This window comes from Paenibacillus sp. FW104-T2, assembly GCF_058789975.1.
Genome location: NZ_JBYTCE010000003.1, coordinates 30,764 through 47,225, shown reverse-complemented (window position 1 = coordinate 47,225; position 16,462 = coordinate 30,764). Strand labels below are relative to the sequence as shown.

Sequence of the window (16,462 nt, the reverse complement as noted above, 5' to 3'; positions counted from 1 at the left end):
TATTTACACTGTGCTCATAATGATATTCACCGTGTCTTTTGCACATTTGTTCCAGGAAAATAGACCTGAATGATGTTTGCCTTTATACGACAATTGCTGGCTTAAATCTGGATCTGATGTAATTTCAATTAACCGTGAAGCGGCTTCTTTGGGATGGTTAGGATCAAAGTACAGAACTGCATCCCCGCATACTTCAGGAATGGAAGCACGAGAAGATACAATTACCGGGCAGCCTGTTGCCATTGCTTCCAGCGGCGGCAAACCGAAACCTTCGTATAAAGATGGGAAAATAAAACCGGCAGCTTCTTCATATAGTGCCTTTAGTTCTTCATCCGTAACATAGCCCACCCAATTCACTGCATCCGATTCAGTCCATGCTTGTTCGCCAAAAACCTTGCTGTTTTTGGACCCGACAATAACTACGTTCAGATGATGTGCCTCAATCTCGGGCAATACATCAAAAATCAAATTAAAATTTTTATAAGGATTCATCGTGCTAACTGCCAGAATATACGGTGATTTAATCCCATATTTTTCTTTTGTACCTGCTGCAGCCTTTTTCCGATGAATATGATCGATGCCCAGATGAGTGACAGCCAGCTTGTGCTCTGCTATTTTACAGTGCTGCATGAGCTCTCCCTTGGAAAAGTGGGATACCGTGATGATTTTTTTTGAGGTTTTGCCCAGACGAACCATCAGGAATTTGTACCAGGAGCGGAATGCAAATGAGAATGCGTTAGGATAATTGAAAACGGCAGCATCATGAATGGTTACGATCTGATTCTTGTTAAAAGCCGGCCCCGTGTTACATAGATTAATCAAGAGACCATTCTTCGCGTGAAAAGGCAGCTCCAGCTGTTCCCACAGGTGTCCCTTTAGTTTACCGACCACTTTGTGACGAACGTGCTTGAAATCTGGCTGGGTAACTATGTTGGAGGGTGACAATAAACAAAACTCGTACTGGGAAGAATCAATTTCTCCCTTTTCAATCATTGCATCTATTTCTTTTACAAGTTCCAGTGCATATCGCTGTACTCCAGTAATCGTTTGGGTAAGAAACCGGGCATTAATATATATTTTAGTCATGTACATCTCCAGCTCTCTTAGAAAGTTCAAAATGACCCGATACAGAGGCTCCTTGGGCCACATGGCCTGCATGGGCATGGTGATAGAGATTCACAATCTCCTCGTTCATTCGTTCCGCGTGAAACTTATTCTTATACAAGACATATCCCGCTTCACCCATCTTCTTCAACTCATCCTTGTTAAGGTTTTTGAGAATGTGCAGCAGTTCATGAGAATGTTCAATGTCAAATAAATATCCGCTATCTCCGTGCTCAACCAGTTCTGGCAGAGCTCCGCGCCGGCTTGCAATAACGGGTTTTCGATTCTTCATGGCCTCTACAGCGACCAGTCCAAACCCTTCCCAGCGAGAGGGCATGATTACTGCATCACACTGTTGATAATAGCGATCAATATCTGCATTGTTTACCCAACCCAAACGGATAACATTGTCCGGAAAGCTCCATTCATTCTGTTCCAGCACACTATCCCCAATAACATATAAACGGAGATAACGCTGTAATTCAGGATTTTCATTTAATATTTGTAACAGCAGGTCCAACCCTTTCTGCCGATCATATCTGCCTACAAACAATAACTGAACCATTTCAGAATCACGATCTAATTCGCTTATTGAATTCACACCATTATCTTCACGTTCACGTACACCGTTATACACCAACTTGGACTTGGAGGCGGGTAAACCCAATTTTATGGAACTTTCCAGCTCGTGCTTAGAGATATTAATTATTACATCCGTTCTATAGGCCATAATCCTCTCGATGAACGCATATCCCTTCTTGAACAACGGCTTCGTATCCATAAGAAAAGCCCATCCATGAGAACAATAAAAGATGCTGGCTTTTTTGGGTTGAATAAAAAATAAGCTCCTTGCAAGCAATCCTGCAAATGAGCTGTGTATGTGAATAATATCTGGTTGTAATTTGCGAATGGTCTGATGAATTTGCCACATCGCCGATAGAAAATGCTTGGGATGACGCTTGTATTTGTATTGCAAAATATGATCTGACTCCAAATCAAAACTTGTTGCGCTATTGTAAGCACTCATTAGCAGATACACGTCAAAATGTTGCCTCTGATATGCAACAACTTCGTTAAGATAGGTCGCCATCCCCCCTACAACGTACTCTCCAATATGCAAAACCTTCAGTGCGCTCACCCCACTTTCTGTGACTTATCATATTCATGATGAGAACCTATAAGAGCCATACCGATGACAATCCAGAAAAAAATATTGGCTGGAAACATTTCAAGTACATTTGTAGTTAAGCTTGAAGCCGCAATCCCGGCGAGTAGTGCGGTAGCCATCTGTGGCAAACGAATTTTATCAGAAGATGGTAGCATATCCATTTTACGAATAAGCGCCACAGCAAGTATGGTAAACAAGACAACAAAGTATATTAATCCTATCCATCCTGTCTGTTCATAAAAGGAAAAAATCTGATTATCCACGGCAAAATTATTGGAGTTCAACCCGATCATGTGCGTTCGCCGACTAGCAGCACCAACAGAACCAATACCGTTACCTACCACCCCATGCATGGACAACGGAGATGTTAGTCTGCTTCCCCAGCTATTGAATCGATCAAGCATGGAAGAGACAGACAACAGGTTATAAGAATCCAATAAGCGGGTACCAGCAAATACACCAATGGGCAACAACATAAACGTGATACCAAGTATCAATGTGTTCTTTTTGTTGTACTTTCGGATTTTCAGAATAAACATAAAAATTTGATATACGATCCACAGCACCAAAGCCGACCGAATGGTCGACAGTAACAGGAAGCTAATCGTCAAGAATTGGATACTTATTCGAAACAGGTTGTATTTAACAGCTGCCTTCATGCGCTCTGCAATTAGACCCGTAATTAGTAAGGTATAAGCATAACCATCAGGTGAATAGGTAATGGAAGATAGCCGAGGTACACCTTCCAGATAGTTCTTGATATTTACACCATAAACAAACCCCATCGTTATTAACTTCTCTATGCCTAATGAATACTGAATTAACCATCCTACAATCAACAAAATGAAAACAATAAAGTTCGTTCTGGCAAATGCGTAGAATCCGCCGTATTTAGCGAATAACATACCTGCGAACATCATCATCAAAGGTAAGAATGTTATCTTCAGACCATAGATGAGCGTAACCACACTCGAACCCATGAACAGATTCAAAGAGCCCAGCGCTATGACTGAGCCCATCACAAACAAGAACGGATTTAGAAAGGAGGTTTGTTCTCGATACATTTTGCTCAGTGCAAAAAGAGAAACCAAGATCATACCTACATCTTTCAACGTTCTAATCACGATATTATCCACGTAAATGGATACCAAACCATAAATGGATAAATACACGATCAAAATATGCATGGAAACCAAAAATAGCGAGGATGGGGCATCCGATCTCACCTGAACGAGTGGATGAGATCTGGCATTCAGGGATATCATTTGCATGTTAACCTCCACGCCTGATTAGCTTTTCATAAATATCACTATGTTCTTTAAGAAGGTAATCTTCATTAAAGGACTGGCAGTGCTCGAAGCATTGATTCTTCAACCGTTGTTTCGCTGACTCAGACAGATTGTAATAATGCAGAATGGACTTCGTAATTTCTTCTACACTGTGGGGGGCAAACGAGAATTGTTCGGCATCCAGTAGAATTTCTGGCATCCCTCCCACCCTCGAAGCATAAATAGGTGTGCCCACTTGATAAGATTCAATGACTACTCTGCCAAAGGGCTCATTCCAAGTGGAAGGGACAATAGTCAGGTCCATATCCCTCATCTTCAGGGGAATTTGTGATTTATCCAACTTTCCCATAAATTTAATTCTTGGGTCTGATTCGGATTTTTCCTTTAACTCCCCCACCATTGGACCATCCCCAAAAATGAACAGTTTACCTACAATTTGCTCATTTAGTTTTTTTACTGCTTCAATTAAATATTGAACACCCTTCACTTCCGTCAGTTGCCCAAAATATCCAATTTGCAGAGGCTGATCATGATGTACCTGTTTACTGGCATACAGATTCTGTACCTCTTCATTGTTCTCGACAATATTATGAATCACATGTTTGGAAGAACGCTCAAATAACCCCAGACCTGTATGAGTTCTAAGGATATGTCCTGATATGCCTATGACTGCCGAGATCATCCGGCTATATCTTTTGGAAATTTGTCTATATATTTTGGAGTATGCCTCGATCTTAATGGGTTCAATCAGTGAGAAATCCCGCAACGTATGCACCACAGGAATATGAAGTTCATAAGCTGCCTTCCAGATCGCCAGACTTAGGCCCGGAATGTTCTGAGTATGAATTACCGAGGGCTTAGTCTGCAAAAGATATTGTTTTATATGCTGATACTGCTTCCTATTAAAAATATCCTGAACTCGCCATAGCACTTTATCCGGAGCGGATACTTGTTTGGTTGAATCTCCGATCCAATACCGATTGTTAAACGGTAATCGTAATATCTCAATCCCGTTAATCGTATCTGTAATCACTTCGCCATCCTTATGACTGCCAACAGTCATGACTTTCACGTGATAACTGGGACTCAGCGTCTGTGCGAGGATCTGTGTTGATATCTCTGCCCCGCCAATGACATGCGGAGGATACAAACTGTGGGCAATCAATATTTTATGCACTCATCTCATCTCACTTTGATTAGCTTCATGGAGTTTCCTGCAATGTGGCACGAACATTCTCAATCGTTAACTTCAGTCCTGTTTCCAGTGATATTTCCGGTTCCCAGCCGAGCACGGTACGTGCCTTATCAATCACAGGACGACGAACTTTGGGATCATCCTGAGGCAAAGGCTGGAACACCAGCTTACTGTCGGATTGGGCCAACTTTTTTACCAAATACGCCACTTCAAGGACAGTGTACTCCGTCGGGTTGCCGATATTAATAATCTCTCCATTCGCCTCTTCGGTTTCCATCATTTTTTGCAGACCACGAATATTGTCATCCACATAGCAGAACGAACGGGTTTGAGAGCCATCCCCATAAACGGTGATGTCCTGTCCTGTCAGTGCCTGGGTTACAAAATTGGAGATGACACGGCCATCATCATTCCGCAAACCGGATGAATACGTATTAAATATTCGCGCTACTTTAACGGGAACTCTGTGTTTCGTGTAGTATTCATAACAAAAAACTTCGCCCAAACGTTTGGCCTCATCGTAACAGGCTCTCGGTCCCCATGTGTTTACATTCCCTCGATAACTCTCAGGCTGTGGATGCACTTCAGGATCCCCATAAGCTTCACTTGTACTTGAAAATAGAAACTTTGCTCCCTTGGTTCGGGCCAGCTCAAGCATGTGATAGGTGCCCTGCGTGTTCACCCATATGGTACCAATTGAATCAGCTTGATAGAATTTGGGTGAAGCTGGCGACGCAAGATGATACACCTCATCCACAGGTTGATCAATCAGAAAATCGAGTGAAGCTGCCAAAGTGACATCCGCTTCTTGAAAGTGGAAAAGGTGGCTGTTCGCCACCTCTTCCAGGTTACTGGACACGCCTGTCGACAGATTATCAATTCCTGTAACCTGATGACCTTGATGAATTAAAGATTTGACCAGGTGGGATCCCAAAAAGCCGGCTGCCCCTGTCACTACAATATGTTTCAATACGTTCACGCTCCGTCCGTCAAAATGTATTGCTTTTAATCATTACCATGGCCGTTCTGAAGATAATTTTAATGTCTAACTGCAGCGAGACGTTGGAGATATAATGGAAATCATATTGCAGATTGTGATGGATGGGCTCTTTGCGAGCTTCACTCACCTGCCATAACCCGGTAATACCTGGTTTTACCAGAAAACGTCTGCGCTCCAAATCGGTGTAGCTTTCTTCTACGATTCGCTTCATTTCAGGTCTAGGACCCACAAAGCTCATATCACCCTTGATAATGTTAAGCAATTGTGGCAGCTCATCCAGACTCGTCTTGCGAAGCAAGCGACCCAGACGGGTGATTCTGGGATCATGACTTGTTGTTGGAGATAAGCCATATTTCGGTGCGTCCGTACGCATCGTTCTAAATTTATAAATATTAAACTTGATTCCGTTTTTTCCGTAACGCTCCTGTTTAAAGATTACAGGTCCTTTGGAATCGAGTTTGATCATTACCGCAATAACAAGCATGATCGGAGATGTGAGCAGTAATAGGAAAGCAGCTACAAAGAAATCGATGAGCGGCTTCATAACGTCGGCGTACCCACCTACACGTTGGGAGTACGGCTGTTCAAGCAGTTTCCCATGGGCTTCCTTGGCAATGGCCTCTCCGCCGCTTCCATAATATTCTGGTCCCGAGAGATTCACAGACCATCCCCTCCTGCAACAAGCACTTGGTTCAATTTTTCCTTCATTAAGATCTCTTCAATCGCCATTAAGACAGGTGCACGCAGCTCATTATTTTTCAACGCAAAATCTAGCGTAGTCAGGATATATCCTAGTTTCTCGCCCACGTCGAAACGGGAACCTTCGAAATCATACGCGCTGATGCCTTCATCGTGATTAAGCATTTGCAGAGCATCGGTAAGCTGAATTTCACCACCAGCTCCCACATTTTGCTCTTCCAGATACTCGAATACCTTAGGCGTCAAAATGTATCGGCCCATGATTGCGAGATTGGAAGGAGCAGAACCGAGTGGCGGTTTCTCTACCATACTATTTACTGATGAAAGTCTTCCATCGGTATGCAGTGGATCAATAATTCCATAGCGATAGGTTTCACTTGGACTTACCGTTTTCACACCAAGCACCGACTGGTTAACCTTCTCGTATTGTTGAATCAACTGCTTCGTGCACGGTACTTCGGATACGACAATGTCATCGCCAAGCAACACGGCAAAGGGCTCATTGCCGATAAAATTCCGGGCACACCAAACTGCATGCCCCAGTCCCAGGGCTTCCTTCTGCCTTATGTAGTGAATATCAACGTTGGAGGATTTCCGGACTTCTTCCAGCAAACCCAGCTTGCCTTTCTCCAGCAGATTGTGCTCCAATTCAAACGCACTATCGAAATGATCCTCAATTGCACGCTTCCCTTTGCCAGTTACGATAATAATATCCTCAATACCGGAAGCTACCGCTTCCTCCACAATGTATTGAATCGTCGGTTTGTCTACGATAGGGAGCATCTCTTTAGGCATTGCCTTTGTAGCGGGTAAAAATCGGGTCCCCAAACCTGCTGCGGGAATGATTGCTTTCCTCACTTTAGTCATAAATACCACCCTATCCTTCTTATTTTTATGGTTTAAAAGTATGAGTTGAACCACTTAAATCCATGAAACCTTGAAATAAATTGATGCAATTCTTACTTTCAATTTCATAAAGGGGCATTCAACCCAACCTCACGTCACACCCTTGACGATTAACGTCTAAGGTACACTACCCACAGTGTGACCGAGTGCCTACCTTGATAAAGGTGTAGTAGACATGACCTGTCAGTGCTATTTGGGATTTATAACGAAAGTCTCTTAAACATTCTCGACATAGTCAGCATTCCGATTCTTCGGTACCTGTACATTGTTCAGAACTGCTCCGAGAATCCGAGCATTTACATGTTCGAGATGCGCCTTTGCCTTTTTGACCAAGTCTTTCTTCACCTTGCCTGCACTTACGACAAGAAGGACGCCATCGCACAAGGAACTGATAATCAATGCATCCGTCACTGCCAGAACAGGCGGAGTATCAAATAGAATGACATCGTATTCTTCCTTTAGACCCTCCAGCAGGGCTGTCATTTTACGGGAACCCAGCATCTCGGAAGGGTTGGGCGGAATCGGACCGGAAGAGAGAACATGCAGTCCTTCCACATCCGTTTCTCTCAATACTTCCGTCACTTTATATTGACTCGACAATACACTGGTCAGCCCTACATGGTTGGGCACATTAAACATGCGGTGCACGGCAGGTTTGCGCAGGTCCGTATCCATAAGCAGAACCTTTTTCCCTTCCTGTGCATAGGTCACGGCCAAATTCCCAATCGTTGTGGTTTTACCTTCACCCGACAAAGCCGAAGCAATCATGATCGTTTGAATCTGACTATCAATGGATGAAAATTGGATGTTGGTTCTCAGCTTACGATAAGCCTCAGATGAACTGGACTTGGGATTAGCCATTGTTACTAGGCTTCCTTTATCATTGGTTAACCGTGGCATACTGGCCGTCACCTACCTGTTTTTGAGATGTTGTCTGTTTGGAGCTGCGAACTTCTTCCTTTTTAATTTTGGATATGACAGCGAGTGCTGGAATTCCCAGCTCTTTCTCCAATTCATCTTCGGTTTTCAACGTATCATCCAAGTATTCCAAGAGGAATACAAAACCTACTGCCAGCAGAAGTCCTACGAGAAAGCTGATCAGGATATTAACGGTTGGATTTACATTGATGGGTCTGGACGATTCCGTGGGTTTGGCTTCACTTAGAATGGTTACATTATCCACTTTCATAATTACGGGGATTTGGGATTCAAACACTTTGGCAACGGCATTAACTGTTTTGGCCGCTTTTTCCGAGGACAAGCCGGTAGCGGTTAAACTCATAACCTGGGATTCATTCGCTGTGGTTACCGAGATGTTTTGTGCCAGTTGATTGCCGTTCATGCCTAGATCGGGGTATGTAGCAGCTACTTTGTCGAGGATTGCTGAAGATTTGATGATTTCCATATACGAGTTAATCACTTTAATGTTGGTTTGAATGGACCCAATATCCAGACTGGGAACACCCTCTGCGTTATATGCCTGATTGACGATCAATTTTGCGTTCGCCTCATAAATGGGGACGGTAAAAAAATAATTTTTGACACCCGCTCCAATGCAAGCAACAGCAACAAAGGCTACGATGATCCAAATTCGCTTGCGTAAAATTTGCATGTACTCTTTCAGTTCCACCTTGTATTCCTCCCATTCAATTCGGCGATTATGAAGACATTCTATCGATCTGACTGCTTACCAGAACAACAACCTGCGTTTGAGAACCATTGGTTTTTCTTGCTCTATGTCTATACTTTGGTTGTTCCATAACGACCAAGCATTATTTTTTAAGCGTGTAACCAGTTCTTTGCCAAACCTGCGGCCTAGCTGCTCATATGCAGCATTCATAGCAAATGAACGAATATGAATGTCATGAGCGTCTGATGAAATGAAATGAAACGGGTTTTCTTTGCAAAAATGAAAACACCATTTCTGAACTTTTCGTCCGAAAAGTCCTATGATGGACTGGGCCGTGAGCTGAATCAGTGCGCCCTGATGAATGTATTCAACCAATAACCCAGGATTTTTATGGATTAAGTGATTCCTTTCGGGATGAGCAATGATAGGTACGATACCGGCTACTTTAAGTTCATGAAGTATTCCGGTGAACTGCGAGGGAATATAGCCAAAGGGCAATTCCAGCAACATGTAACGACTCCCGGCAAGTGTGCAGCATTTGCCTGCGTGTAAGTCTCGAATCAGAGCTTCGTGAACCCTGATCTCCTGTCCGGGGCGGATCTCCAAGCGAATGTTGCGTTTGCGAAGCTCTGCACGAAGCAGTTCCACGGCCTGATTGACCACAATCGGTTCATTATTGTAATGCCCGTTCAGGTGATGCGGAGTTGCAATGATCGAGGTAACTCCCGAGGCTGCCGCCTTCTGGGCCATGTCGATGGACTGTTCCATGTGAACCGGACCATCATCAAGACCTGATAAAATGTGGCAGTGTATTTCAACCATATCCAAACTTCCTCAATGTATGATCCCCCTCGCCCTTTTATTCATCGCGCAAAATGCTTTTGGTGTTAAAGAACTAATGCATAACGCTATGAAATATAGTAAAATGGCGTTAAGTACATGCTTGTTCAGAAAATGTTTAGAATTTGTGATGCTTCATATGGTAAAATCGATGTAATGATAGGTTTTCTGCAGGTCCGGTTGTTCCGCTGCCTTTTCATAGGCAAATCGGGATACCGTAGGAAACTGCACGTCACGAAGCATCTGATTTAACTGTCCAGTTATATATAGTGTCTGCTCTTGCTGAATATGCAGGCTTGAATGATACAATGTAAGTTCGCCGAAGGGCTGTTTCCATTGCAAGTTGGCCTGAAGCCTTAAACATACTTGGCGATCTTCTACATCCAAACCGATCAACATCATTGACGATACCGGTAAAACCAGGTCACTCAGGAAAGTAATCGCTTTTGTATCCATCCCAAGCAAGAGAACGGGACGTCGTTTGCGGTCTACTGTCTTACCCTGAAACTCCTGAATGTACATATGGACATTTAATTCTAGATCGGCCCATTCCTGAATCACTGAATTCATCGTTTCATTCCTTTTAGAATGGATTAACCTCCAAGTGTTGCCATTATTCCTTCTCACAGGTATATTGCATAGACAATTTGGAGACACTTAAATTATTCCAAATGATACATTTTGTAACTTCCATACGTCCAATTTACGATACAAATTGTATCATGTCAAGCAGTATTTGGACATGGTTCTTTTGATTTACGACAATATGAGATGTCCTTAGACAGACCTATTTGAGGTATAGGTCTGTCCAAGCGTCATCATTTTGCAGGAAAGCTGCCCTGATCAAAAAATAGCTCAGGATTGGTTTAATATATTTGACATGGCGTTCAGGGGGAAAAGCGTATGAACTACGGAAATCGCATTGCTGAATTAAGGGAACAGCGGGGACTTACTCAAGAAGAACTTGCGAGCTCCATTCATATTACCAGGGCCGCTCTCTCCCATTATGAGAAGAATCGACGCAAACCGGACTTTGAAGTATTAACCAGGCTTGCTGACATTTTTAATGTATCCATTGATTATCTCATAGGGCGTACGAAGCAGAGCGATGTGGTTATGGATGAGGATGTTCGGGAATTTGTGGACTCGCTTGAATTATCAGATAAGGAAGTGTTGGATCGCTTCGACCTGATGATCGATGGCAAACCCTTAACAGAAGAAGAGGCACGTCGTTTTATTGCTTTTGTCCGAATGGAACGCAGTATGGATTAACTCCAACAAAGGAAGACCCAGTCCCGAGTAGTCATCTCTTCGGTTCCTGGGTTTTTTTGCGTCTGAACTCCCTTCAATACATAGTTGTGTATGATCCTGGTTATTAGTGCTCATTGTTGACGGAGGATATGAACTCGTTCCAACGCTCCGGGTCGATTCCGCATTGCAGTAAAACCTTCATGATGTCCATCTCGGTTGCTTCCACTTGTTTACCTGTCGGCTTAAGTTCGCCCCTGTTTGGATTCTTCATATTCATTCCGCTAACCTCTCTTATCTATATATACTTTCTCTGCACTCCAAAACTAGCCTTATTATACTTGAGAAAGTTCCTCAATGTTGTCGTCTCATGGCGATAGCGTTTTTGGTACGGGTTCTAATTTTGTCGAAACACAAATAGGAGCTTTACAGCGCCTCATCGGCAGCCATAAAGCTCCATTAATTCTTCATACAACTCATTCACGCAATTCTGTTAAAAGTGGGACTTAACCTCCCGCACGTGCAAGCTCACGCATATTGGCTTCAAATGCAGCCAGCAAAGCTTCCTCTCCCGTCAAGCCTGTCGCCTGAACACGTTCGATCTGCTCTGTCATCCGTTTGAAGTCTTTCGGAATAACCCGAACGAACTGGTTCACAGAATCCTGCCAGTTATCCAGAATACGCTCACCTGCAGCACTGCCTGTATAAGCCACATGACGTTGAATCATGCCGCGCAGGTCTGCACTTTCCGATACATCTTCAATCCGCTCCAAAAGAACCATTTCCAGGTTACAACGCTGCAGGAATGTGCCTTCCGGATCATATACGTAAGCAATACCTCCGGACATCCCGGCTGCAAAGTTACGACCTGTATCGCCAAGAACGACGACACGTCCTCCGGTCATATATTCACAACCGTGGTCACCCACACCCTCGACAACGACTTTTGCACCCGAATTCCGTACGGCAAAACGTTCACCTGCAATCCCGCGAATATAAGCTTCACCACTGGTTGCTCCATACAGTGCCGTGTTACCAATAATGATATTATCCTCGGCCTTGAACGTTGCTTTTGGAGAAGGCATAACAATCAGTTTACCTCCGGATAACCCTTTACCAACGTAGTCATTGGAATCCCCTTCAACGGTCAGGGTCATCCCTTTAGGTACAAAGGCCCCGAAGCTTTGTCCGGCAGAGCCGACAAACTTGAATTGAACGGTGTCTTCCGGTAGTCCAGCAAGACCATATTTCCGTGTAATCTCACTACCCAGAATCGTACCTACTGCCCGGTTAACGTTAGTAATCGGAAGAACAGCCTCAACAGGTTGCCCAGATTCGATCGCAGGCTGAGCCAGCGTCAGCAGCTGCTGCATGTCGAGCGTCTCTTCCAATTGATGATTCTGGTGCTGTGTACGATAACGTGCAGAACCTTCCGGCATCTCAGGTACATGCAGCAGCACAGACAGGTCCACACCTTTTTTCTTCCAATGATCTACAGCCTGAACTGTTTCAAGACAGTCTGTACGTCCAACCATTTCCTGAATGGTACGGAAACCAAGGTCAGCCATAATTTCGCGTACATCTTCAGCGACAAAACGCATGAAGTTCACAACGTGAGCCGGATCACCCATATAATTTTTGCGCAGCTCCGGATTTTGCGTTGCCACACCTACCGGACATGTATCCATCTGACAAACACGCATCATGATACATCCCAGAGCCACGAGTGGTGCTGTGGAGAAGCCATACTCCTCCGCTCCAAGCAAGGCAGCAATCGCAAGGTCTCGACCATTCAGCATTTTACCATCCGTTTCCAGAACAACACGATCACGAAGATTGTTCAGCATCAGCGTTTGATGTGTTTCGGCAAGACCAAGCTCCCAAGGCATACCCGCGTGACGGATCGAGCCTTGTGGAGATGCCCCCGTACCGCCGTCGTATCCACTTACGAGGATAATATCGGCACGACCTTTGGCTACACCTGCAGCAATGGTACCTACGCCGACTTCGGAAACCAGCTTCACGTTGATTTCCGCACGTGGATTTGCGTTTTTCAGGTCATAGATCAACTCAGCCAAATCCTCGATAGAGTAAATGTCGTGATGCGGCGGAGGTGAGATCAGACCCACGCCAGGCGTTGAACCACGAACTTCAGCAACCCAAGGATATACTTTACGTCCTGGCAGCTGTCCACCTTCACCCGGTTTTGCACCTTGTGCCATTTTGATCTGGATCTCGTCAGCATTTACGAGATAGTTTGACGTAACACCGAAACGTCCGGACGCGACTTGTTTAATGGCACTCCGACGTGAATCACCGTTGCTATCTTTAATGAAGCGAGCCGGATCCTCCCCGCCTTCACCTGTGTTCGATTTACCACCGACACGGTTCATGGCAATCGCCAAATCTTCATGTGCTTCCTTACTGATGGAACCGAAGGACATCGCACCTGTTTTGAAGCGGCGCATAATACTTTCAACGGACTCTACTTCCTCCAGCGGAACTGCCGGCCCTGCCGGTTTCAGTTTCAGCATGGAACGAATCGTCAGCAACTGATCATTCTCACCCTGTACCAGTTTGGCATACTTTTTGTACAGGTTGTAATCGCCAGTGCGAACAGCGTGCTGTAACGTATGAATCGTTTGCGGGTTGAACAGATGTTCTTCCCCGTCATTACGCCATTGATATTCACCGCCAGAATCCAGCACTTTGTCATTGCCGTCTTTGTCCGTAAAGGCACGATTATGATGAGTCAGCACCTCTGCTGCCACTTCTTCCAGACCAATACCACCGATCCGGGATGGCGTCCAAGTAAAGTAACGATCAACGAAATCAGACTTCAGGCCAACCGCTTCAAAAATTTGAGCGCCCCGATAGGACTGAATTGTCGAGATTCCCATTTTGGACAATATTTTAATAACGCCTTTGGTTGCGGCTTTAATGTAGTTTTTGACAGCTTTCTCATGCGAGATGCCGCGCAGCAGCCCTTGCTGAATCATGTCATCCAGTGTTTCGAATGCCAGATAAGGGTTCACGGCACTTACACCGTAGCCCAGCAGCAATGCGTAGTGATGAATATCACGAGGCTCTGCCGATTCCAGCAAGATGCTGACTTTGGTTCTAGTACCCTGACGGATCAGGTGGTGATGCAAACCTGCCACTGCAAGCAGTGCAGGAATGGCCGCATTCTCCGCATCCACGCCGCGGTCAGACAAGATCAAGATGTTATGACCTTTGTCGATGACACGGTCCGCTGCTTCGAAGAGCAGATCCATCGCTTTGCGCAGTCCTTCCGCGCCTTCTTTGGCCGTGAAGAAAATCGGGATGGTCATCGAACGGAAGCCTGGACGGCGCACGTGACGAATTTTCGCGAAATCTTCATTGGACAATACCGGTGTATCCAGACGGATCTGGCGACAGCTCTCCGGTTCTGGATTGAGCAAGTTGCGCTCTGGACCAATCGTTGTAGCCGTAGACGTGACGATCTCTTCACGGATGGCATCAATTGGTGGATTGGTTACCTGTGCAAACATTTGTTTAAAGTAGTTATACAAACGCTGCGGACGATCCGACAGCACTGCCAGTGGTGCATCATAACCCATGGAACCCGTAGCTTCCATCCCTGTGGACGCCATTGGCTCCAGCACCTTGCGCAGTTCCTCAAATGTATACCCATAGGCCAGCTGAAGCTGGGTTACGTTATCGTGTTTTGGATCTGGAAGTTCCGGCGCTTCCGGCAGTTCATTCAGATCCATCAAGTGCTCATCGAGCCACTCCTGATACGGATTCTCGGCTGCAATTAGAGCCTTTACTTCCTCATCCGAGATGATGCGTCCTTCTTTTGTATCCACGAGCAGCATGCGACCTGGACGCAGACGATCCTTGTACAGAATATCTTCTGGAGCAATATCCAAGACCCCGACTTCAGAGGACAAAATGATGCGATCGTCTTTCGTTACATAATAACGTGCCGGACGCAGACCGTTACGGTCCAGTGTTGCACCAATCTGCAGACCATCCGTAAAGGCCATTGCTGCCGGCCCGTCCCAAGGCTCCATCATCGTGCTGTGATATTCATAAAATGCTTTTTTGGCCGGATCCATTCCCTCATCCGTGCTCCACGGCTCAGGAACCATCATCATTGCCACGTGTGGCAAGGAACGTCCGCTCAAATACAAGAACTCCAGTGTGTTATCAAACATCGCCGTATCCGAACCGTCCGGGTTAATGATCGGCTTCACTTTGGAGATATCGTTGCCAAACACTTCGCTCTCAAACAGCGATTGACGTGCGTGCATCCAGTTCACGTTACCACGCATCGTATTGATCTCACCGTTGTGGATCATGAAGCGATACGGGTGGGCACGCTCCCAGCTTGGGAATGTATTGGTACTGAAACGGGAGTGTACTAATGCAATCGCCGATTCAACCAGGTCTTCCTGCAAATCGAGATAGAACTGTCCAACCTGCTCGGTAGTCAGCATGCCTTTGTAGACAATTTTACGACAAGACAAGCTTGGCAGGTAGAACGAACCGCCTTCTTTCTCATCAGCCGAATACCGGATCGCCAGCTCAGCACGTCTGCGAATCACATACAGCTTGCGCTCGAACGCGAGCTCATCGTTGATATCCGCAGATCTGCCAATGAACACCTGACGCACATAAGGCTTCGCAGCAAGAGCGGAACGACCAAGCATCTCATCAAAGGTCGGCACATCCCGGAAACCGAGGAATGTCTGTCCTTCTTCTTCAATGATTTTCTTCAGGCTTTCTTGGTGAGCATCACGAATCTCAGCATCCTGAGAAAGGAACAGCATCCCCACGCCATACGCTCCCTGCTCTGGCAGCGCAAAACCGAGGCGCTCTGCTTCCTGTGCAAAATAACGATGTGGAATCTGAATCAAAATACCGGCTCCGTCACCGGAATTCGGCTCACTGCCCTGTCCCCCGCGGTGCTCCATATTACTGAGCATGGTCAGTGCCTGACTAACGATATCGTGTGAAGGTACTCCTTTGATGTTGGCAACAAAACCCATTCCGCATGCATCTTTTTCGAACTGTGGGTCATACAAACCCTGTTTAGGAGGTAATCCGATGTGTCTCATGGAACGCAACCTTTCTATAATGAAGTATTTCGGAAAGATCAAGAACATAGGCAACAAGCAACAATGAAACGGGAGGAGCGGGCCTACAGGTTGAGAACCCTGCTGAATAATCGGGGTGACCACAATCGGGTCATTGGATTTAGAGTACTTCTGCTGCTGGAGAAGAAGTCATTCTTTTGTAGTGCTTCCGGATGAGCCGGTAAAGAGCACAATTATAATTACTCGCAGTCGCTGGCACGACCGCTGATATGGAGCGACGTTTTTTGATATAGTTCTAT

Annotated in this window: 14 protein-coding genes; 1 reads left to right on the top strand and 13 read right to left on the bottom strand. The window is 45.3% G+C overall.

Translation table 11 applies throughout. The annotated features are described in order from the left end of the window. Positions 1–3 precede the first annotated feature (3 nt). From AC3WQ3_RS04930 to AC3WQ3_RS04880, 11 genes are all read right to left on the bottom strand, one after another. Positions 4–1,086, bottom strand: a complete 1,083-nt coding sequence (locus AC3WQ3_RS04930; protein WP_164764236.1) for a glycosyltransferase family 4 protein — start codon at positions 1,084–1,086, stop codon at positions 4–6. Next, positions 1,079–2,242 (bottom strand): glycosyltransferase, encoded by a 1,164-nt coding sequence (locus tag AC3WQ3_RS04925; RefSeq protein WP_492471598.1) that lies wholly within the window; start codon positions 2,240–2,242, stop codon positions 1,079–1,081. The genes AC3WQ3_RS04930 and AC3WQ3_RS04925 overlap by 8 nt, the downstream gene beginning before the upstream one ends. Next, on the bottom strand, positions 2,239–3,543 hold the full coding sequence (locus tag AC3WQ3_RS04920) for an O-antigen ligase family protein (protein WP_492471597.1): 1,305 nt from the start codon (positions 3,541–3,543) through the stop codon (positions 2,239–2,241). Before AC3WQ3_RS04920 ends, AC3WQ3_RS04925 begins: the two co-directional genes overlap by 4 nt. A 1-nt stretch (position 3,544) precedes the next feature. After that, entirely contained in the window at positions 3,545–4,738 is a 1,194-nt protein-coding gene (locus tag AC3WQ3_RS04915) for a glycosyltransferase family 4 protein (RefSeq protein WP_492471596.1), read from the bottom strand. Between the two features lie 25 nt (positions 4,739–4,763). Then, positions 4,764–5,735 (bottom strand): UDP-glucuronic acid decarboxylase family protein, encoded by a 972-nt coding sequence (locus AC3WQ3_RS04910; RefSeq protein WP_318284002.1) that lies wholly within the window; start codon positions 5,733–5,735, stop codon positions 4,764–4,766. A gap of 10 nt (positions 5,736–5,745) precedes the next feature. After that, positions 5,746–6,417, bottom strand: coding sequence for a sugar transferase (locus AC3WQ3_RS04905; protein ID WP_246058283.1), 672 nt, complete (start codon positions 6,415–6,417; stop codon positions 5,746–5,748). After that, on the bottom strand, positions 6,414–7,322 hold the full coding sequence (gene galU / locus AC3WQ3_RS04900; RefSeq protein ID WP_127538123.1) for a UTP--glucose-1-phosphate uridylyltransferase GalU: 909 nt from the start codon (positions 7,320–7,322) through the stop codon (positions 6,414–6,416). Before galU ends, AC3WQ3_RS04905 begins: the two co-directional genes overlap by 4 nt. Positions 7,323–7,577: 255 nt before the next feature. Then, entirely contained in the window at positions 7,578–8,261 is a 684-nt protein-coding gene (locus tag AC3WQ3_RS04895; protein WP_154892647.1) for a polysaccharide biosynthesis tyrosine autokinase, read from the bottom strand. Next, positions 8,242–8,991: a YveK family protein gene (locus AC3WQ3_RS04890; protein ID WP_095360709.1), complete on the bottom strand. Its 750-nt coding sequence runs from the start codon at positions 8,989–8,991 to the stop codon at positions 8,242–8,244. The genes AC3WQ3_RS04895 and AC3WQ3_RS04890 overlap by 20 nt, the downstream gene beginning before the upstream one ends. Before the next feature lie 57 nt (positions 8,992–9,048). Further along, a complete protein-coding gene (locus tag AC3WQ3_RS04885; protein ID WP_492471595.1) occupies positions 9,049–9,813 on the bottom strand; it encodes a tyrosine-protein phosphatase in 765 nt (254 codons plus the stop codon). A gap of 153 nt (positions 9,814–9,966) precedes the next feature. Then, on the bottom strand, positions 9,967–10,401 hold the full coding sequence (locus AC3WQ3_RS04880) for a hypothetical protein (RefSeq protein WP_492471594.1): 435 nt from the start codon (positions 10,399–10,401) through the stop codon (positions 9,967–9,969). A gap of 333 nt (positions 10,402–10,734) precedes the next feature. Here AC3WQ3_RS04880 and AC3WQ3_RS04875 point away from each other — a divergent pair, with 333 nt between their 5' ends. After that, complete coding sequence (locus tag AC3WQ3_RS04875) at positions 10,735–11,103, top strand: helix-turn-helix domain-containing protein (RefSeq protein ID WP_095360712.1); 369 nt, start codon at positions 10,735–10,737, stop codon at positions 11,101–11,103. Positions 11,104–11,206: 103 nt separating this feature from the next. On the opposite strand, the gene AC3WQ3_RS04870 is transcribed toward AC3WQ3_RS04875, so the two are convergent. After that, on the bottom strand, positions 11,207–11,359 hold the full coding sequence (locus tag AC3WQ3_RS04870; RefSeq protein WP_153977277.1) for a hypothetical protein: 153 nt from the start codon (positions 11,357–11,359) through the stop codon (positions 11,207–11,209). A 226-nt stretch (positions 11,360–11,585) separates the two neighbouring features. Next, a complete protein-coding gene (gltB, locus tag AC3WQ3_RS04865; RefSeq protein ID WP_492471593.1) occupies positions 11,586–16,184 on the bottom strand; it encodes a glutamate synthase large subunit in 4,599 nt (1,532 codons plus the stop codon). Positions 16,185–16,462: the final 278 nt, after the last annotated feature.